The organism is Streptomyces sp. HP-A2021, assembly GCF_022807935.1.
Taxonomy (GTDB): domain Bacteria; phylum Actinomycetota; class Actinomycetes; order Streptomycetales; family Streptomycetaceae; genus Streptomyces; species Streptomyces afghaniensis.
This window is the reverse complement of sequence record NZ_CP094344.1, coordinates 2,181,041-2,199,691: the sequence shown is the minus strand read 5'-3', so window position 1 is coordinate 2,199,691 and position 18,651 is coordinate 2,181,041. Positions and strand designations below refer to the sequence as shown.

16 protein-coding genes are annotated in these 18,651 nt (G+C 71.7%); 8 read left to right on the top strand and 8 right to left on the bottom strand.

The genetic code is table 11. The annotated features are described in order from the left end of the window. Window positions 1-95: 95 nt before the first annotated feature. Window positions 96-1,769 (bottom strand): PucR family transcriptional regulator ligand-binding domain-containing protein, encoded by a 1,674-nt coding sequence (locus MQE23_RS10125; protein ID WP_243378921.1) that lies wholly within the window; start codon window positions 1,767-1,769, stop codon window positions 96-98. A gap of 317 nt (window positions 1,770-2,086) precedes the next feature. Here MQE23_RS10125 and MQE23_RS10120 point away from each other — a divergent pair, with 317 nt between their 5' ends. From MQE23_RS10120 to MQE23_RS10100, 5 genes are all read left to right on the top strand, one after another. Continuing rightward, entirely contained in the window at window positions 2,087-2,977 is an 891-nt protein-coding gene (locus MQE23_RS10120) for a xanthine dehydrogenase family protein subunit M (RefSeq protein ID WP_243378920.1), read from the top strand. After that, the gene (locus tag MQE23_RS10115) at window positions 2,977-3,546 is read left to right on the top strand and encodes a (2Fe-2S)-binding protein (RefSeq protein ID WP_020275421.1); all 570 of its coding nucleotides are present in this window, start codon (window positions 2,977-2,979) and stop codon (window positions 3,544-3,546) included. Before MQE23_RS10120 ends, MQE23_RS10115 begins: the two co-directional genes overlap by 1 nt. Window positions 3,547-3,548: 2 nt before the next feature. Continuing rightward, the gene (locus MQE23_RS10110; RefSeq protein ID WP_020275420.1) at window positions 3,549-5,948 is read left to right on the top strand and encodes a molybdopterin cofactor-binding domain-containing protein; all 2,400 of its coding nucleotides are present in this window, start codon (window positions 3,549-3,551) and stop codon (window positions 5,946-5,948) included. A gap of 112 nt (window positions 5,949-6,060) precedes the next feature. Beyond that, window positions 6,061-7,518, top strand: a complete 1,458-nt coding sequence (locus MQE23_RS10105) for an NCS2 family permease (RefSeq protein ID WP_020275419.1) — start codon at window positions 6,061-6,063, stop codon at window positions 7,516-7,518. A gap of 49 nt (window positions 7,519-7,567) precedes the next feature. Then, window positions 7,568-8,719 carry an XdhC/CoxI family protein gene (locus tag MQE23_RS10100; RefSeq protein ID WP_020275418.1) on the top strand — a complete coding sequence of 384 codons (1,152 nt, stop codon included), beginning with the start codon at window positions 7,568-7,570 and terminating at the stop codon, window positions 8,717-8,719. Between the two features lie 39 nt (window positions 8,720-8,758). Here the strand turns inward: MQE23_RS10100 and MQE23_RS10095 are convergent, their stop codons facing one another. From MQE23_RS10095 to MQE23_RS10085, 3 genes are all read right to left on the bottom strand, one after another. After that, window positions 8,759-9,199: an SRPBCC family protein gene (locus MQE23_RS10095; RefSeq protein ID WP_020275417.1), complete on the bottom strand. Its 441-nt coding sequence runs from the start codon at window positions 9,197-9,199 to the stop codon at window positions 8,759-8,761. Window positions 9,200-9,323: 124 nt separating this feature from the next. Further along, complete coding sequence (locus MQE23_RS10090; RefSeq protein WP_037671836.1) at window positions 9,324-10,217, bottom strand: virginiamycin B lyase; 894 nt, start codon at window positions 10,215-10,217, stop codon at window positions 9,324-9,326. A gap of 84 nt (window positions 10,218-10,301) precedes the next feature. Beyond that, complete coding sequence (locus tag MQE23_RS10085) at window positions 10,302-11,069, bottom strand: polysaccharide deacetylase family protein (RefSeq protein ID WP_128092651.1); 768 nt, start codon at window positions 11,067-11,069, stop codon at window positions 10,302-10,304. Between the two features lie 183 nt (window positions 11,070-11,252). Between MQE23_RS10085 and MQE23_RS10080 the strand changes: the two genes are divergently transcribed. The 3 genes from MQE23_RS10080 to MQE23_RS10070 all read left to right on the top strand — a co-directional run bounded on the left by MQE23_RS10080 (window position 11,253) and on the right by MQE23_RS10070 (window position 14,027). Beyond that, window positions 11,253-12,251, top strand: a complete 999-nt coding sequence (locus MQE23_RS10080) for a glycosyltransferase (protein WP_243382560.1) — start codon at window positions 11,253-11,255, stop codon at window positions 12,249-12,251. Further along, a complete protein-coding gene (locus MQE23_RS10075) occupies window positions 12,248-12,847 on the top strand; it encodes an HAD-IIIA family hydrolase (RefSeq protein ID WP_020277817.1) in 600 nt (199 codons plus the stop codon). Before MQE23_RS10080 ends, MQE23_RS10075 begins: the two co-directional genes overlap by 4 nt. Before the next feature lie 148 nt (window positions 12,848-12,995). Further along, window positions 12,996-14,027 carry a glycosyltransferase family 9 protein gene (locus MQE23_RS10070; protein WP_243378919.1) on the top strand — a complete coding sequence of 344 codons (1,032 nt, stop codon included), beginning with the start codon at window positions 12,996-12,998 and terminating at the stop codon, window positions 14,025-14,027. A gap of 81 nt (window positions 14,028-14,108) precedes the next feature. Here MQE23_RS10070 and MQE23_RS10065 read toward each other — a convergent pair whose 3' ends face one another. From MQE23_RS10065 to MQE23_RS10050, 4 genes are all read right to left on the bottom strand, one after another. After that, the gene (locus MQE23_RS10065; protein WP_020277815.1) at window positions 14,109-14,429 is read right to left on the bottom strand and encodes a DUF3040 domain-containing protein; all 321 of its coding nucleotides are present in this window, start codon (window positions 14,427-14,429) and stop codon (window positions 14,109-14,111) included. Between the two features lie 136 nt (window positions 14,430-14,565). Then, window positions 14,566-15,474 (bottom strand): polysaccharide pyruvyl transferase family protein, encoded by a 909-nt coding sequence (locus tag MQE23_RS10060; protein ID WP_020277814.1) that lies wholly within the window; start codon window positions 15,472-15,474, stop codon window positions 14,566-14,568. Window positions 15,475-15,553: 79 nt separating this feature from the next. Next, window positions 15,554-16,969, bottom strand: a complete 1,416-nt coding sequence (locus MQE23_RS10055; RefSeq protein ID WP_243382558.1) for a family 43 glycosylhydrolase — start codon at window positions 16,967-16,969, stop codon at window positions 15,554-15,556. Between the two features lie 74 nt (window positions 16,970-17,043). Then, window positions 17,044-18,546, bottom strand: coding sequence for a family 43 glycosylhydrolase (locus MQE23_RS10050; RefSeq protein WP_037674626.1), 1,503 nt, complete (start codon window positions 18,544-18,546; stop codon window positions 17,044-17,046). Window positions 18,547-18,651 lie beyond the last annotated feature (105 nt).

Sequence of the window (18,651 nt, the reverse complement as noted above, 5' to 3'; positions counted from 1 at the left end):
CGAATCGCGGGGCCGGGCCAAGAGGGTGGGTGAAGGATTTCACAAAGTCGTGGGACTCCGGGGCGTCTCGTGTTTGGGCCGGGACGCCCCGTGTCTCAGCTCATCCGCAGCGCCAGGAAGAAGTCCAGCTTGTCTTCGAGGCGGGACAGGTCACGGCTCGTCAACTGCTCGATTCGTCCTACCCGGTAGCGCAGGGTGTTGACGTGGAGGTGCAGCCGGGTGGCGCAGCGCGTCCAGGAGCCGTCGCAGTCCAGGAACGCCTCCAGCGTGGGGATCAGTTCGGCGCGGTGGCGGCGGTCGTAGTCGCGCAGGGGGTCCAGCAGGCGGGCCGTGAAGGCGCGGCGGACGTCGTCCGGGACGAAGGGGAGGAGGAGGACGTGGGAGGCCAGTTCCTGGTGGCCCGCCGCGCAGACCCGGCCCGGGCGGGCCGCCGCCACCCGGCGGGCGTGGCGGGCCTCCTCCAGCGCGCCGCGCAGGCCCTCCGCCGAGTGCACGGCCGCGCTGACGCCCAGTGTGAGACGGCCGTCGTCGTCCAGACCGGCCGTCAGGGGGTCCCGTACGGACTCCAGGAGCGCGTCCGCGAGGACGCCGGTCTCGGAGCCGTCGTGCTCCGTCGAGACGGCGGGGAGCGGGACGAGGGCGACGGCCTCGTCGCCCGTGTGGGCCACGGCGATGCGGTCGGAGTGCTCCGGGCCGGCCGACAGGGGGTCCACCAGGATCTCCTCCAGCAGGGCCTGGGCGACCGGGCCCTGCTCGATCTCGGCGCCGTCCCAGTCGACGCGGGCCACGATCACCTGCCAGTGCGGCGCGGCGCCGAGGCCGGGCAGCAGGACCGGGGCGGCCACCCGGAGGCGGGCGGCGATCTCCGCAGGGGCCGCGCCCGTCTGGACGAGTTCCAGGACCTCCTGGGCGAGCCGGCGGCGGACCGTGCGGGCGGCGTCGCGGCGGTCCCGCTCGACCGCGATCAGCTGAGTGACGCCGTACAGCAGGTCGAGGCGCTCCTCCGCCCAGTCCCCGGCGTCCGCCTCTACGGCCAGCAGCCAGTCGGACAGGACGGTCTCGCGGGCGTCCCGCGCGGTCTGCGGGGCGCGGCCCGTCGAGCGGATGGGGAAGAGGGAGTAGGTCGTGCCGCCCAGGAGGACGCGGTGCGGGGCGCGGCGGCCCGTGCGGGTGGCGGTCAGGTGTTCCGCCGCCAGCCGGCCGCAGGCCTCCGCGGTGAGGGCGGGACCCGACGTCTTCGGGCCCGCGATCAGGCGGCCGGTGGGGGAGAGGACCCAGGCGCGCAGGTCCAGGTCCGAGCCCAGGAGGTCCAGGACCACGTCCGGGCCGCCGCCCGCCGGGCCCGACGTCATCATCCGGCGGTGGCGGTCGACCACGGCCGCGAGGTCTCCGGCACGCTCGCCGGAGACCTGCCGTACGACGTGCTCGGTGATCGTCGCGAACGCCACCGACTCGTGCACCGCGAAGAGCGGGAGGCGGTGGCGGGCGCAGGCCTCGACCAGGTCGTCCGGTACGTCCCCGAGTTCGGCCTCGCCCGCGGCGAGGGCCGTGACCCCCTCCTGCACCAGGATCCGCACGAACGGCTCCGAGTCCGCGGCGTCCCGGCGCCAGGCCAGGCCCGTGAGCACCAGCTCGCCGCCCGAGAGGTAGCGGCTGGGGTCGCGCAGGTCGGTGGTCATCACACCGCGCACGGTGCGGTCCAGCTCGTCCTCGCCGCCGAGCAGCTTGAGGCCCAGCGCGTCGGTGTCCAGCAGTGCGCGCAGCCGCATTTCTCGTCGCCGCCGTTCTTTGTCTCGAAATCCATGGTGGATCTTGCCGGTCCTGGCTGTGTCCCAGGTCACGCGGCTGTGTCGCGCGTTTCCACAGGAAAACGAGGAGGTTTCTGATGGCCTCCGTTCATATGAATCTACAAGATGCCCGTCCTGGCCAGCCAACTCCTTCATGGTTTCCGTGACTGACCCCTCCGGAGCACCGGCCTGTGTACTGAGTCCACTACGCGTAAACAGCACATGAACGAGCCGGGACCGCCGCACACGGATTGGCTCAATCTGAACGCCCCACGAGAAGACGAAGAAGAGAGCCGGTCATGGACTTCCTTCGCCCCGCCAGCTGGGAGGAGGCGCTCGCCGCGAAAGCCGAGCATCCCACCGTTGTGCCGATTGCGGGTGGCACCGACGTGATGGTCGAGATCAACTTCGACCACCGCCGGCCCGAGTACCTCATGGACCTGAACCGCATCGGCGACCTCTGCGAGTGGGAGGTCGGCGAGGAGAGCGTGCGGCTGGGTGCCTCCGTGCCCTACACGAAGATCATGGAGAACCTGCGCGCCGAGCTGCCGGGGCTCGCCCTCGCCTCGCACACGGTCGCCTCCCCGCAGATCCGCAACCGCGGCGGCGTCGGCGGCAACCTCGGCACCGCCTCCCCGGCCGGCGACGCCCACCCGGCCCTGCTCGCCGCGGGCGCCGAGGTGGAGGTGGAGTCGGTGCGCGGGGTGCGGCGCATCCCGATCGACGCGTTCTACACGGGTGTGAAGCGCAACGCGCTGGCCCCCGATGAGCTGATCCGCGCCGTGCACGTGAAGAAGGCCGACGGGCCGCAGCAGTTCTCCAAGGTGGGGACCCGGAACGCGATGGTCATCGCCGTGTGCGCCTTCGGACTCGCGCTGCACCCGCGGACGCGGACCGTACGGACCGGCATCGGTTCGGCCGCACCGACACCCGTTCGGGCCAAGACCGCCGAGGAGTTCCTGAACGCCGCGCTGGAGGAGGGCGGCTTCTGGGACAACGGCAAGATCATCACCCCGTCCGTCGCCAAGCAGTTCGCGGATCTGTGCTCCGCGGCCTGCAACCCGATCGACGACGTCCGGGGCACCGCGAGCTACCGCCGCCACGCGGTCGGCGTCATGGCCCGCCGCACGCTGACCTGGACCTGGGAGTCCTACCGCGGCGCCCGCCGCACCACCGAGGGAGCTGCGTAATGCGCGTCAACTTCACGGTCAACGGCCGTCCGCAGGAAGCCGACGACGTGTGGGAGGGCGAGTCCCTGCTGTACGTACTGAGGGAGCGGCTCGGGCTGCCGGGCTCGAAGAACGCCTGTGAGCAGGGCGAGTGCGGGTCGTGCACGGTCCGGCTGGACGGGGTGCCGGTGTGTTCCTGTCTGGTCGCCGCCGGGCAGGTGGAGGGCCGCGAGGTCGTCACCGTCGAGGGGCTGGCCGACTACGCCAAGCAGCGCTCCTGCGCGAGTGACGCGTGCGGTACGTCGTTGCAGAACGCCCAGCAGTGGCAGGCCAAGGGCGACTCGCAGACCGGCGAGGGCACCGAGCTCTCCCCGGTCCAGCAGGCGTTCATCGACGCCGGCGCCGTCCAGTGCGGCTTCTGCACGCCGGGTCTGCTGGTCGCCGCCGACGAGATGCTGGAGCGCAACCCGACGCCGACCGACGCGGACATCCGCGAGGCCCTGTCGGGCAACCTGTGCCGCTGCACCGGCTACGAGAAGATCATGGACGCGGTCCGCCTGGCGGCCGCCCGGCAGGGAGAGGCGGTCTGATCATGTCTTCCCCCAACGGAACCCCGACCAAGATCACCCAGGGCTCGCAGACCAAGGGCGGCATCGGCGAGTCCACGCTCCGCCCGGACGGCACCCTCAAGGTCACCGGCGAGTTCGCGTACTCGTCCGACATGTGGCACGAGGACATGCTGTGGGGCCAGATCCTCCGCTCGACCGTTGCGCACGCCGAGATCGTGTCCATCGACACGAGCGAGGCCCTGGCCACGCCGGGCGTCTACGCCGTGCTGACGTACGACGACCTGCCGACCGACGTGAAGAACTACGGGCTGGAGATCCAGGACACCCCGGTCCTCGCCCACGGCAAGGTCCGCCACCACGGCGAGCCGGTCGCCGTCGTCGCCGCCGACCACCCGGAGACCGCGCGCCGCGCCGCCGCGAAGATCAAGGTGGACTACCGGGAACTGCCCGTCATCACCGACGAGGCGTCGGCCACCGCGCCGGACGCGATCCTCGTGCACGAGAACCGCGACGACCACCACGCCGGCCACGTCCCGCACCCGAACATCGTCCACCGCCAGCCGATCGTCCGCGGTGACGTGGCTCAGGCCCGCAAGCGGGCGGACGTGATCGTCGAGGGCGAGTACACCTTCGGCATGCAGGATCAGGCCTTCCTCGGCCCCGAGTCCGGCCTCGCCGTGCCGGAGGAGGACGGCGGCGTCCACCTCTACATCGCCACCCAGTGGCTGCACAGCGACCTGCGCCAGATCGCGCCCGTGCTCGGCCTGCCCGAGGACAAGGTGCGGATGACGCTGTCCGGCGTCGGCGGCGCGTTCGGCGGCCGCGAGGACCTGTCCATGCAGATCCACGCCTGCCTGCTGGCGCTGCGCACGGGCAAGCCCGTCAAGATCGTCTACAACCGGTTCGAGTCGTTCTTCGGACACGTCCACCGCCACCCCGCCAAGCTCTACTACGAGCACGGGGCGACCAGGGACGGCAAGCTCACGCACATGAAGTGCCGGATCGTCCTGGACGGCGGCGCCTACGCCTCCGCCTCCCCGGCCGTCGTCGGCAACGCCTCCTCCCTGTCCGTCGGCCCCTACGTGATCGACGACGTGGACATCGAGGCCATCGCCCTCTACACCAACAACCCGCCCTGCGGCGCCATGCGCGGCTTCGGCGCGGTCCAGGCCTGCTTCGCCTACGAGGCGCAGATGGACAAGCTGGCCAGGGAACTCGGCATGGACCCCGTGGACTTCCGGCAGCTCAACGCCATGGAGCAGGGAACCATCATGCCGACCGGGCAGCCGGTCGACTCGCCGGCCCCGGTCGCCGAACTGCTGCGCCGCGTCAAGGCGATGCCGATGCCGCCGGAGCGCCAGTGGGAGTCCAGCGAGGGCGCCGACCTACGGGAACTGCCGGGCGGCCTGTCCAACACCACGCACGGTGAAGGCGTCGTACGCGGTGTCGGTTACGCGGTCGGCATCAAGAACGTGGGCTTCTCCGAGGGGTTCGACGACTACTCGACCGCGAAGGTCCGGATGGAGGTCGTCGGCGGCGAGCCCGTGGTCACCGTCCACACGGCCATGGCCGAGGTCGGGCAGGGCGGCGTCACCGTCCACGCGCAGATCGCCCGCACCGAGCTGGGCGTCACGCAGGTGACGATCCACCCGGCCAACACGCAGGTGGGCAGCGCCGGTTCGACGTCGGCCTCCCGGCAGACGTACGTCACCGGTGGTGCCGTGAAGAACGCCTGCGAGCTGGTCCGCGAGAAGGTGCTGGAGATCGGCCGCCGCAAGTTCGGCACCTACCACCCGGCCTGGGACACGGCCGAACTGCTCCTGGAGGGCGGCAAGGTCGTCACCGACGGCGGCGAGGTCCTGGCCGACCTGGTGGACGTCCTCGGCGAGGACGCCGTCGAGGTCGAGGAGGAGTGGCGGCACCGGCCGACCGAGCCCTTCGACCTGCGTACCGGCCAGGGCAACGGGCACGTCCAGTACTCCTTCGCCGCGCACCGCGCCGTCGTCGAGGTCGACACCGAGCTCGGCCTGGTGAAGGTCATCGAGCTGGCCTGCGCCCAGGACGTCGGCAAGGCGCTCAACCCGCTGTCCGTGCTCGGCCAGATCCAGGGCGGCACGACACAGGGCCTGGGCGTGGCCGTCATGGAGGAGATCATCGTCGACCCCAAGACGGCGAAGGTGAAGAACCCCTCCTTCACGGACTACCTGATCCCGACCATCCTCGACACGCCGACCATCCCGGTCGACGTCCTCGAACTCGCCGACGACCACGCCCCGTACGGGCTGCGCGGCGTGGGCGAGGCACCCACCCTGTCGTCCACGCCGGCGGTCCTCGCGGCCATCCGGAACGCGACCGGGCTCGAGCTGAACCGGACTCCGGTACGGCCCGAGCACCTGACGGGTACGTCACTCTCCGAGGCCTGAGCAGGAGAGCTCCGTCCGGGGGACCGTGTCCCCCGGACCCCCTTTCGTTCGTCTCGGGCCGTCCCCCGGGTCGTGCATCCCAACCCCCTATGAAACTTGGGAGTAGGCCCACATGACCCAGCAGTCACTGGAGCCGAGGACCACAGCCGAAGACGCGGGCGAAGGCACCCGCGTCCCGGCCGGACGGTCCTGGCTCGACCGGTACTTCCACATATCCCGCAGAGGGTCCACGGTCGCGCGCGAAGTGCGCGGCGGCGTCACCACCTTCATGGCGATGGCGTACATCCTCCTGCTCAACCCCCTGATCCTGTCCGGCAAGGACGCGGCGGGGAACACCCTCGCGCAGCAGGGCCTGATCACCGCGACCGCGTTCGCGGCGGCCCTCACCACCCTGCTCATGGGCTTCGTCGGCAAGGTGCCGCTCGCCCTCGCCGCCGGTCTCTCCGTCTCCGGAGTCCTCGCCTCCCAGGTCGCGCCCGAGATGACCTGGCCGCAGGCGATGGGCATGTGCGTGATGTACGGCGTGGTCATCATGCTGCTGGTCGTCACCGGCCTGCGCGAGATGATCATGAACGCGATCCCGCTCGCGCTCAAGCACGGCATCACGATGGGCATCGGCCTGTTCATCGCCCTCATCGGCTTCTACAAGTCCGGCTTCGTGCACCAGGGGAAGGCCACTCCCGTCACGCTCGGACCGGCGGGCGAACTGGCCGGCTGGCCGGTGCTGCTCTTCGCCGGAACGCTGCTGCTGATCTTCATGCTGCAGGCCCGGAACATCCCGGGCGCCATCCTCATCGGCATCGTCAGCGGCACGGTCGTCGCCGCGATCCTGAACGCCGCGGGTGTCATCGACCCCAAACAGTGGGCGGCCGGCGCCCCCGAACTGCACGGCGGCGCGGTGTCCATGCCCGACTTCTCGCTCTTCGGGGACGTGGAGTTCGGGGGCTGGGGCGAGGTCGGCGCGATGACCGTCGGCATGATCGTCTTCACGCTGGTGCTGGCCGGGTTCTTCGACGCGATGGCCACCATCATCGGCGTCGGCACCGAGGCGAAGCTCGCCGACGACAAGGGCCGGATGCCGGGCCTGTCCAAGGCGCTGTTCATCGACGGCGCCGGCGGCGCGATCGGCGGGGTGTCCGGCGGCTCGGGCCAGACGGTGTTCATCGAGTCGGCCACGGGCGTCGGCGAGGGCGCGCGCACCGGCCTCGCCTCGGTCGTCACCGGTCTGTTCTTCGCGGCCTGCCTGTTCTTCACGCCGCTCACGGCGATCGTGCCGCAGGAGGTCGCGTCCGCCGCCCTCGTCGTCATCGGCGCCATGATGCTGATGAACGCCCGGCACGTGGACTGGGCCGACCGGGCCACCGCCGTCCCGGTGTTCCTGACGGTCGTCCTGATGCCGTTCACGTACACCATCACCACCGGTGTCGCCGCGGGCGTCATCTCCTACGTCGCCATCAAGACCGCCCAGGGCAAGGTGCGCGAGATCGGCGCCTTCATGTGGATTCTGGCGGCGGTGTTCCTCGTCTACTTCGCCCTCAACCCGATCGAGAGCTGGCTGGGCGTCCACTGACACTGACGCCCGTCGCAGCCTCGCCGCAGCCTCAAGGAGACCGAGACAGATGCTGGACATCGCCGAGGAGTTGAACCGGTGGGTCGGGCAGGGCCGTGACTTCGCAGTGGCCACCGTGGTGGCCGTCGGCGGCAGCGCGCCCCGGCAGCCCGGCGCCGCGCTCGCGGTGGACGCCGAGGGCACGGCGATCGGCTCGGTCTCCGGAGGCTGCGTGGAGGGCGCGGTCTACGAGCTGTGCGAACAGGCGCTGCGGGACGGCGAGACCGTCCTGGAGCGCTTCGGATACAGCGACGGCGACGCCTTCGCCGTGGGTCTGACCTGCGGCGGCGTCATCGACATCCTGGTCACCCCGGTGCGGGCCGGCGATCCGGTCCGTCCGGTCGTCGCGTCCGCGCTCACCGCCGCCGCGGGTGGGCAGGCGGCGGCGGTGGCGCGGATCGTGTCGGGGCCGCGCGAACTGACGGGCCGGGCCCTGCTGGTCCGCCCCGACGGCTCCTACGACGGTGGCTTCGGCGGCCATCCGGAACTGGACCGCTCGGTCGCCGCCGAGGCGGGCGCCTTCCTGGACGCCGGCCGAACGGGCACGCTGGAGATCGGAGAGCAGGGCTCACGCTGCGGCGCACCGCTCACGGTCCTGGTCGAGTCCTCGGTCCCGGCGCCCCGCATGATCGTGTTCGGCGCGATCGACTTCGCCGCCGCCCTGGTCCGCATCGGCAAGTTCCTCGGCTACCACGTCACCGTGTGCGACGCCCGCCCCGTCTTCGCGACCCGGGCGCGCTTCCCGGAGGCCGACGAGATCGCCGTCGAGTGGCCCCACCGCTACCTCGAGCGCACGGACGTCGACGGCCGCACGGTCCTGTGCGTCCTGACCCACGACGCCAAGTTCGACGTCCCCCTGCTGAAACTGGCGCTGCGGCTGCCCGTGGCGTACGTCGGTGCCATGGGCTCCCGGCGCACCCACCTGGACCGCAACGCACGCCTGCGGGAAGTCGGCGTCACCGAACTGGAGCTGAGCCGGCTGCACTCGCCGATCGGCCTGGACCTCGGGGCCCGTACGCCCGAGGAGACGGCCCTGTCGATCGCCTCGGAGATCGTCGCGGCCCGGCGCGGCGGCAGCGGGGTCTCGCTGACCGGGGCCCACACGCCGATCCACCACGAGCCGGAGTCGAAGGCGCTGGGGCGGATCGGGTCGGTGGCCTGAGCCCGGCTCAGCGGGCCACCCTTGGCTGCCGCCGGGGTGTCACGGACGTCGGAGCAAGCGGTTCAGGGCACGGCCGAACACGTATCGCGCCGAGGGCCGCAGTACGCCGTCGAAGAGCGACGGCAGGAGCCGGATCCGGATCTCCTCCCGCCAGACCACCCGGGTACGGCCCCCGGGCCCCGGCCGGACTTCCAGCTCCGCCCAGCCCAGTACCACCCGGCCCCGCTTCTCCAGGCGGCACATCCCCGGAGCCCCGTCCTCCGGCGGCTGCCACAGTGTGACCTCCATCGGGTCCTCGAAGGACAACGGCCCGACACCCGACCGGGCCACGACGACGGTCCCCGGGCCGGTGGGCGCGGGCGGTACCACCGAGACGCGCGTCAACGGCACCACCTCACCGTGCCGCCGCCACTGCGTGATCCGCCGCCACGCCTCGTCGAGGGGGAGCGGGACCGTACGTTCGAGCAGGATGTTCGCCACGCCACGATCGTAGGGACTCCCCACTGATCAGCGCCCCGCTCGCTCCCGGCTCACCCGCTCGGCCCAGCCCCGGCCCGCCGCGCGGCACGCGTGGGCTTCCCCTCGCGGGCAATGACCGGCATGGCTACGGAGCCACCCGCGCCACCGCCCCCGTCTCCAGGGCCGCCCACACGGTGCCGTCCGGGGTCGTCGTGATGCCGTGTGGTTCGGAGTGCGGGGAGGGGAGGGGGTGTTCGAGGAGTTTTCCCTTGGGGGTGAGGTGACCGATGCGGTTGGTGCCCCACTCGGTGAACCAGCAGTCTCCGGGGGAGGTCGCGGTGATGGCGTGGGGGCGGGAGGTGCGGTCGGGGAGGGGAAACTCCTCGATCCGGCCGTCCGTGGCGGCCTTGCCGACCTGGCCTGCCGCGATCTCGACGAACCACAGGTCCGTGCCGTCGCTGGTGATGCCGACCGGGGCGGCGTCCGGGGTGGGCAGCGGGTGCAGGCGGATGTCGCCGGTGACGGTGATGCGGCCGATGGCGTTGGCCTGGTTGAGCGTGAACCACAGGGCCCCGTCCGGGCCCGGGGTGATCGCCGAGGGGAAGGCGCCCGTCACCGGGAGGGCGAACTCGGTGATCTCGCCGCCGGTCGTCAGGCGGCCGATGCGGTCCGTGTTCATCTGCGTGAACCAGAGCGCGCCGTCCGGGCCGGCCGTGATGCCGTAGGGGCCGCAGTCGGGCGTCGGCAAGGCGAACGATTCCGTTTCGCCGGCGACCGTGACACGGCCGATCCGGTGGTCCGCGGAGCGGGTGAACCACAGGGCCCCGTCCGGCCCCGGTGCGATGACCATGGGGCGGCAGGACGGCGAGTCCAGCGCGTACTCCGTGAGCTCGCCGTCCAGGGTGAGACGCCCGATCCGGCCGCTGTGGACGAACGTGAGCCACAGGGCTCCGTCCGGCCCGGCCGTGATCCCGTACGGCCCGGCATCCCGGTCCGCCACGGCGAACTCCTGGACGACCGGAGAGTCAGAGTGCGACAACGGTTCTCCCTTCAGCGCCCTCGCACCCTCCCCGCGCGCGACGGCGGCCGCAACTCCTTTTCCCCGATAGGGCGTTGAGGCGTCCTACCGGTACACCTTCCCCGGCTCCGCCTTTCCGGGTGCCAGCAACTGCGGCACCGTCACGAACACGTACCCCCGTTCCTTGAGCGCGTCGATGATCCCCGGCACCGCCGGCACCGTGCCGTCGTAGATGTCGTGCAGCAGGATGATCCCGTCCCGGGACGCCTGGGCGAGGACGCGGCGGGTGATCAGGTCCGGGTCGGTCGTCGTGTAGTCCTTCGCCGTCACGCTCCACAGCACCTCGGCGAGGCCCAGCTCGCGGCAGATCTCGTGGACGGTGTCGTCGGTGCGGCCCTGCGGCGGGCGCATCAGGGTCGGGCGCTGTCCGGTGAGGCGCTCTATCTCCTGGTTGGGGCGTTCGAGCTCCTCACGTATCTCCTCGGGTCTGAGCCGGGTGAGGATTTTGTGGTCCCAGGTGTGGCTGGCCACTTCGTGGCCCTCGTCCGCCATCCGCCGCACCAGCTCCGGGTACTTCTCGATGTGCCGCTTCCCGAGGAGGAAGAAGGTCGCCGGGACCTGCTTCTCCTTCAGGATGTGCAGCAGGCGTGCGGAGTGCTCGCTCGGGCCGGCGTCGAAGGTGAGCGCGATGCACTTCGCCTCGCGGCAGTCGACGGTGCCGAAGCGCGCTGCCCGGACGTCCGCCGCCGCCTGTGCGCGGACGGCACTGGGAGCCGTGGCGTCGGGCCCTGAGCAGCCGCTCAGCGCCAGCGTCAGGGCGGCGGTCGCCGCGAGCGTTCCGGCCGTTCGGAACGCGATCCCCGTTTTCTTCATCTTCTTGGTCAGAGAAGGCATGCCGGGACTATACACAGAGTGTATAGTCCCGTTTCGCGATTTTCGGACCCCTTACCGAAACCCACCGGGCGGTGAGTTGTCTCCAAGTGTTTGAGACAGCCGCACCACGGCACCCGCGAGAAGCCGGAGTACGCCACACAGCTCGGGACGGAGGGCCGCAGCATGACCTCGTACGCCGTCGTCATCCCCACCCTCGTACGGGACACCCTCGCCGACTGTCTCGCCGCGCTCGCCGCCGCGACCGGGCCGCGCCCCGAGCAGATCGTCCTCGTCGACGACCGGCCCGAACCCGAACCCGGAAAGCTGGAACACCCGTTGAGCGTCCTCGGCGACCTGCGGGAGCGCACGACCGTGCTCATCGGCGGCGGACGCGGGCCCGCCGCCGCCCGCAACACCGGACTGCGGGCCGTGACCGCGCCGTGGACCGTGTTCCTCGACGACGACGTCCAGGTCGGGCCCCACTGGGCCGACCAACTGGCCGAGGACCTCGCCGAGGCGTCGCCCGACATCGCGGGCGTCCAGGGCGTCATCGCCGTCCCGCTGCCCGGCGAACGCCGCCCCACCGACTGGGAACGCGGCACCGCCGGACTCGCCCGCGCCCACTGGATCACCGCCGACATGGCCTACCGCACCGACGCCCTCAAGCAGGCCGGCGGCTTCGACGAACGCTTCCGGCGCGCCTTCCGCGAGGACGCCGACCTCGCGTTGCGCCTCCTCGACGCCGGCTGGCGCATCCGGCAGGGCCGCCGCGCCACCCGCCACCCCGTGCGCCCCGCCTCCCGCTGGGTGTCCGTGCGCCAGCAGCGCGGCAACGCCGACGACGCCCTCATGCGGCAGCTGCACGGACCCGACTGGTGGGACAAGGCGGTCGCGCCGCGCGGCCGGATCCGCAAGCACGCGGCGATCACCACCGCGGGCGTCGCCGCGTGCGCCCTCGCCGCCACCGGACACGGCCGGGCCGCGGCGGCCTGCGCGCTCGGCTGGGCGGCCGGCACGGCGGAGTTCGCCCGGGCCCGCATCGCGCCCGGCCCGCGCACCCGCGAGGAGGTGACGACCATGCTGGCGACCAGCGTGCTCATCCCGCCCGCCGCGACCTGGCACCGGCTGACCGGCACCCTGCGCCACCGCCATGCCCCCTCCTGGCAGGAGGTGGCACGATGAGCCCGGTCAAGGCCGTGCTGTTCGACCGCGACGGCACACTGGTCGAGGACGTCCCCCACCACGCCGACCCCGACCGCGTACGCCCCGTCGAGGGCGCCCGCGAGGCGCTCGCCCTGCTGCGCGGACGCGGCATCCGCACCGGCGTCGTCACCAACCAGCCCGGTGTCGCGCGCGGACTGCTCACCGACGCCGACGTCCGCCGCGTCAACCACCGCGTCGACGAACTCCTCGGCTCCTTCGACGTGTTCGCCGTCTGCCCGCACGGTCCCGACGACGGCTGCCACTGCCGCAAACCCCAGCCTGGCATGGTGCTGTGGGCGGCCGGGCGGATCTGCACCAGCCCCGCCGACCTCGTCGTCATCAGCGGCATCGGGGCCGACGTGGAGGCCGCCCGCCGCGCCGGCGCCCACGGCATCCTCGTCCCCACCGCGCAGACCCGGCCCGAGGAAACCGCGGACGCGGGCCACGTCGCCCCGGACCTGCTGACCGCCGCCCGGGCCGTACTGGACGGACCGCCCAAGGGCCGCGTCCTCGCCGACGAACGCCCCATCCAGGAGGCCTTCACGGCCGGTTCAGGTCAGGGGAGGGGTGCGTGAAGGCCCTTGTCACGCGTCCGGACAGCTTCGGCGACGTACGCTGCCGCCTCCCGGCACGATGACCGTCGGTACGAGGTAGGCGCCGGCACGGCACCCGATGAGCGCGGCTGCGGGGGCGGAGGCGGGGGGAACACGGCAGTCTGCTGGCATGGCACAGGACCAGACAGCGAAGACAGGGACGGATGCGGGCAGGACAGCGACGGCAGCGGACAGGGCGCCCGGGGAACCGACGACACCCCGCCTCCTCGTCCTCCGCGCTCTGGGCCTCGGCGACCTCCTCGCCGGGGTCCCCGCGCTGCGCGCCCTGCGGCGGGCCTACCCCCGGCACGAACTCGTCCTGGCCGCGCCCGCCGAGCTGGCGCCGGTCGCCGAGGCGACGGGGGCCGTGGACCGGCTGCTGCCCGCCTCCGCGCCGGGGCGGGGTGTGCCGCGCTCGCTCGACTGGAGTGGTCCGCCCCCGGACATCGCCGTCGACCTGCACGGCAACGGGCCGGCCAGTCACCGGCTCCTCATGGGGCTGCGCCCGCTGAAGCTGCTCGCCTTCGCCCACCCGGACACGCCCGAGATCGACGGCCCGCCCTGGTACGCGGAGGAACACGAACGCGACCGCTGGTGCCGGCTGCTCCAGTCGTACGGCATCGACGTCGACCCGGGCGACGTGTGCCTGCCCCGACCGCGCACCGCCTCCCCGGCACCCGGCGCGGTCCTGCTGCATCCCGGCGCCGGGTCGCCGGCCCGCCGCTGGCCCGTCGAGCGGTACGCGGCCGTCGCGGACGGGCTGCGCGCCCGGGGCCTCAGGGTCGTCGTGACCGGCGGCCCGGACGAGAGCGACCTCGTGGACCGGCTCGCCAAGGAGGCCGGCCTGCCCGACACCGACGTGTTCGGCGGCGGCCTCCCGTTCGGCCGGCTCTCCGCCCTCGTCGCCGACGCGTACGCCGTGATCAGCGGCGACACCGGCATCGCCCACCTCGCGGTCGCCCACGCCACGCGCTCCGTCACCCTCTTCGGCCCGGTCGCACCGAGCCGCTGGGGCCCGCCGCCCGGCCCGCGCCACCGCGCGCTGTGGTACGGGCCGGAGGGCGACCCGCACGGCCGCCGCCCCGACCCCGCGCTGCTGCGCATCACCCCCGACGACGTCCTGCGCGCCGTCGACGAACTGCCCGGCACCCGACACCTGTGAGAAGACCCGCCGCTGCACGGGGTTGAACCCGCACCCCCACGCGGGTGCGGGTTCAGCCCCCCCCGGATCAGCGGCGGACGCTCAGCTTCCGCACCACCGGCACATCAGCCGGAACAGGGCGAACAGCGTCGGCGGCCAGACGAGGGCGAATGCCCAGATCACCCCCGGCTCCGAGGTGACCATCCCGGACACCATCAGCCCGACCGACACCGCGAGCAGCACCGCCACGGTCCAGACACGGGGCCGGTAGGAGCCGAGGCGGGCCAGCAGCCGGGCGGGGTCGGGGCGGCGGCTCAGTCGCAGGGTGCGCAGTCGGCGGTCGAGGCGGCGGTCGCGGCGCAGCGCGCGTTCCATCTCGTCGAGGATGCGCTGCTCGTTCTCGGGAAGTCGGCCGATGGACACGCGCTTTCTCCTTCCGGGCGGCCGGACCGTCTCTCCTCCCGGGGGGACGTACCAGGGGGACGTACAGGCGGGGGACGTGTGACGGGGGGACGTACAGCGGCGGACGTACAAGCGGGTGCCCCGTGAAACCCGGGAACTAACCGGGGACCGGCCGCGCCAGCGCCTCGACGAGCCGGTCCGCGCTGTCCGGCACGGTGCCCTCGCGGAACCCGTCCCGGATCTGCCGCGCGGTCACCCGGCCGCCGGTCAGGCACCAGTCCCACCAGCGGTCCAACTGCCGCACGTCCAGCCGCTCGGCCGGCACCAGCGCGGGCCAGCCGCAGGCCCGGGCCTGCGCGGTCATCTTCGCGCCGCCTTCGACCGGGTCGACGGCCAGCACCGGGGTGCCGACCCGCAGCGCGATGACCAGCCCGTGCAGCCGGTCGGTGACGACGAGGTCCAGCCGGGCCAGCACGGACTGGAGCTGCGCGGGCGTGGCACTGAGATGCCAGTCGTGGGTGTCGAGCCGCGTCTCCAGCTCCAGCCGGCCGCAGTCCTTCCCGGCCAGCCAGCGCGTCACTTCCTCGGCGACCTGCCCGTGCCGCCGCAGTTCCCCGTACTCCTGCTGCCCGTGCGTGAGGATCACCCCGACGACCGGCCGGGCGGGCGCGTCCGGGGCGCGGGCTGCGAGGTCCTCCACCGGCTCGCTGTCCGGCGCGTCCCGGGGCAGCACCCGGTGGAAGCCGGTCACGGCCGCGCTGGCGGGGTCAATCACCGAGGTGCCGACGGCGATCCGCACACAGTGCGCGAACCGCCGGTGCAGCTCCTCGATCTGCGGCCCGTGCAGCGGGCCGCACACGAACACCAGGTGGGAGTAGTCCTCCGGCCACAGCCGGTCCAGGTGCAGTGCCTCCGGACGGAAGCCGGGACTCCAGGCGACGTCGTAGGGGATGCCCGTGCCCAGCAGTACGTCTTCCACCCGGCGCAGGGCCAGCACGTCCCCGGCGTTCGCCTCCCCGTCCCGGAAGCTGAACCACCCGGTCAGCAGAACCCTGCGCGGTCGCATGCCGTCATGTGTCTGCACACGCCCTGAGTGCCCGCCCAGCGGGAAGACAATCAGGGCATTACGGGCAACCGACCCTTGGTCACTGGGCGTAGAACGTGGCGTCCGCCCGGTCGGTCGCCGTGCTCACCGCCTGCACGTTCAGCAGGTACTCCCAGTGGCGGACGTATCGCCCCGGGTAGTTGTACGACTCGTACGAGACGCCCGCGGGGTCGGCCAGCCCGGCACGCCGGTGGAAGGTGGCGTCGGACGCGAACTGCGCGCTGCCGTCGTTCTTCTCCAGCCACACCTCGAAGTTCTTGTGCCGCAGGTAGTAACCGGGGAAGTTCGCCGACTCCAGCGAGACCGTGCCGCTGCCGGCCAGCCCGGGCACGACGCGGAACTGCGAGTCGGCGAGCTTGGAGACGTTCGCCTCGATCCGGGCCCGGTACTCCCAGTGGCGGATGAACCGGTCCGGGAAGTTGTACGAGGAGAAGCGCTGCGGGGTGATCCCGTCGGCCACGGGGATGCCGAAGTTCGGGGTGCCGTCGGCGTTCCAGTAGACCTTCTGCACACGGGTGCGGCGGTTGGGGTCGTTGAGCGGGTCGCCGCTGATGTCCTTGTAGCTGCGGTCGTGGTAGACGAGGATGTCGCTCTTTCCGTCCTCGGACACGGTGAAGGAGTTGTGGCCCGGACCGTACTGGCTGGTCGCGGCGCTGCTGGCGAACACCGGGGTGGGGCTCTTGCTCCAGGACGCCTGGCTGAGCAGGTTCGCGCTCGCGGAGGCGGTGAGCATGCCCAGGCAGTAGTTGCTGTCGGTGGCGCTGGCGGAGTACGTCATGAAGACCTTGCCGCCGCGCTGGATGACCGCCGGGCCCTCGTTGACCTTGAAGCCGACGGTCTCCCAGGAGTAGGTGGGCCGCGACAGCATCACCGGAGTGCCGGTGATCGTCCAGGGGTTGGCCATCTTCGCCAGGTAGATGTCGGTGTTGTTGTTCACGGACGGGTCGCGCTGCGCCCAGGCCAGGTAGCGCACGCCGTTCACGACGAAGGTGGTGGCGTCCAGGGAGAAGCTCTCCCACTGGGTCCTGATCTGCCCCTTCTCGGTCCAGGTGGCGGTGAGCGGGTTGGCGCCCGTGCCCTCCAGGACGTACATGCGGATCGCCCAGATGTCGTTCGTGGCGCCCGCCGCGAAGTACACGTACCACTTGCCGTCGATGAAGTGGATCTCCGGCGCCCAGATGTGGGCCCCCATCACGCCGCTGGCGTGCTTGGTCCAGATGGTCGTCTCGGGAGCCGACTTCAGCCCCTGGATGGTGGTCGCCCGGCGCAGCACGATGCGGTCGTACTCGGGGACGGTCGCGGTGAAGTAGTAGTAGCCGTCGGTGTGCTTGAAGATGTGCGGGTCGGCCCGCTTCTCCGCGATCGGGTTGGTGTACGTGACGGCGGGGGAGTCGGGCACGGCGGCGTGCGCGGGCGCGCCCGCCAGGCAGGTCGCGAGGGCGACGAGGACGGCCAGGAGCAGCCGCAGAGCATTGCGTCTCTTACGTCTCAAGGGAGTTCTCCGGATCAGAAGGGGGAGTGATCAGGTGGTCAGGTGGTGGGGACGAGCTTCCACTGCTGGCAGTTGTTGTTCAGCCAGGTCCACTGCCGTACGTCGGCCCCGTTCGCCGTGCCGCAGTCCGCCACGTCGGCGACCTTGCCGGTGCTCTCGTTGACGATCCGGACGTGATCACCGCTCGCGGTGAACACCAGCCGGAAGCGCTGGCAGTTGTTGTTCAGCCAGGACCACTGCCGCAGGTCGGCGCCGTCGGCGGCGGAGCACTCGGCGGTGTCCAGCACCTTGCCGGTGGCCACGTTGACCAGCCGGCTGGTGTCGTCACCCAGGTCCTCGACCTTCCATTTCTGGTTGGCGCCGCCGGTGCAGCTCCACTGGAAGACGTTCGTGCCGTCGGCGCTGCTGCCGCCCGCCACGTCCAGGCACTTGCCGCTGTTGCGGTTGACGAGGGTGTACGCCGTCGGAGTCGCGGCCGTTTCTCCGGACGGGCCGGGGCGTGTGCTGCCGAGGGGGACGGGTGTGCCGAAGTCCGGCGTGCCGTCGGCGTTCCAGGTGAACTTCTGGGCGCGGGTGGTGCGGGCGTTGCCACAGCCGCCGTTCGCCGAGGAGTTGGCGTGGTAGACGATCCAGTTCTCGGTGCCGTCGGGCGAGGTGAAGAAGCCGTTGTGCCCGGGGCCGTACACACCGGCCGCGTCGTCGCGCTGGAAGACCGGTGTCTGCTTCTTCGTCCAGGACGCCGGGTTCAGCGGATCGGCGCCGGTGAGCTCGAGCAGACCGAGCTTGTAGTCGGCCGTCTGACAGGAACTCGCGCTGTACGTGAGGAAGGTGCGGCCGTTCCGGTAGAGCGGCTCGGGCGCTTCGTTGACGGGGGACCCGGACCGCTCCCAGCTCAGCGTCGGGCTGGAGACGACGGTGAAGGTGCTGCTCGCGAGGGTGTACGGATTGCTCATCGGCGCGATGACCAGGCTCTGCGTACCGCCGTTCACGAAACCGCTGCCGACGAGGTACAGCCGCCCGTTCGCCTGGAGCACACTCGCGTCGATCAGCCAGCCGCCCGGCGTGAGGTTCGACCCGGTCAGCGACCCCTTGTAGGTGTAGGGGCCCATCGGGTCGGAACCGGCGCTCTCCAGGACATGGGTGCGCTGCGAGTCGCAGCAGGCCACGCCGCTCCGGCCGGCGGAGTAGTAGAGGTACCAGCGGCCGTTCAGGAAGTGGATCTCCGGCGCCCAGATGTTGGTGTTGCGGGTCGCGGTGGTGTCCGACCACACCTGGACGCTGGGCGCGGTGGCGAGCCCGGCCAGGGTCGGCGACTTCCGCATCGCGAGGACGCCGGTGAACGTCGTGGTGATCAGGTAGTAGTCGCCATCGTGGTACGTCAGCCAGGGGTCGGCGCCCTTGGTCGACTTGAGCGGGTTGGTGTAGGGGCGCCCGTCCGCCGCGGACGCCGGCAGCGTCGCTCCCGCGAGGGCGAGGAGCAGGGCGAGCACGCAGACGAGCAGGGGACCGCGGCGCTTGGCCGCAGGGGGAGTCCGGAGCATCCGAGCCGCCTCTATCCGATTCTATGTCCGTGATTTCGAACGCAGTTCGTGAATTCGATCAGAAGATAAGTGGAGCTCTTACCTCCGTCAACGGTTTGCGCAGGC

Excerpts from the sequence above, each read along its gene's own strand:
- MQE23_RS10100 (WP_020275418.1), top strand. The coding sequence starts at position 7,568 with ATGCTGGACATCGCCGAGGAGTTGAACCGGTGGGTCGGGCAGGGCCGT.
- MQE23_RS10115 (WP_020275421.1), top strand. The coding sequence starts at position 2,977 with ATGCGCGTCAACTTCACGGTCAACGGCCGTCCGCAGGAAGCCGACGAC.
- MQE23_RS10105 (WP_020275419.1), top strand. The coding sequence starts at position 6,061 with ATGACCCAGCAGTCACTGGAGCCGAGGACCACAGCCGAAGACGCGGGC.
- MQE23_RS10120 (WP_243378920.1), top strand. The coding sequence starts at position 2,087 with ATGGACTTCCTTCGCCCCGCCAGCTGGGAGGAGGCGCTCGCCGCGAAA.
- MQE23_RS10080 (WP_243382560.1), top strand. The coding sequence starts at position 11,253 with ATGACCTCGTACGCCGTCGTCATCCCCACCCTCGTACGGGACACCCTC.
- MQE23_RS10050 (WP_037674626.1), bottom strand. The coding sequence starts at position 18,546 with ATGCTCCGGACTCCCCCTGCGGCCAAGCGCCGCGGTCCCCTGCTCGTC.
- MQE23_RS10075 (WP_020277817.1), top strand. The coding sequence starts at position 12,248 with ATGAGCCCGGTCAAGGCCGTGCTGTTCGACCGCGACGGCACACTGGTC.
- MQE23_RS10085 (WP_128092651.1), bottom strand. The coding sequence starts at position 11,069 with ATGAAGAAAACGGGGATCGCGTTCCGAACGGCCGGAACGCTCGCGGCG.
- MQE23_RS10060 (WP_020277814.1), bottom strand. The coding sequence starts at position 15,474 with ATGCGACCGCGCAGGGTTCTGCTGACCGGGTGGTTCAGCTTCCGGGAC.
- MQE23_RS10110 (WP_020275420.1), top strand. The coding sequence starts at position 3,549 with ATGTCTTCCCCCAACGGAACCCCGACCAAGATCACCCAGGGCTCGCAG.
- MQE23_RS10070 (WP_243378919.1), top strand. The coding sequence starts at position 12,996 with ATGGCACAGGACCAGACAGCGAAGACAGGGACGGATGCGGGCAGGACA.
- MQE23_RS10125 (WP_243378921.1), bottom strand. The coding sequence starts at position 1,769 with ATGCGGCTGCGCGCACTGCTGGACACCGACGCGCTGGGCCTCAAGCTG.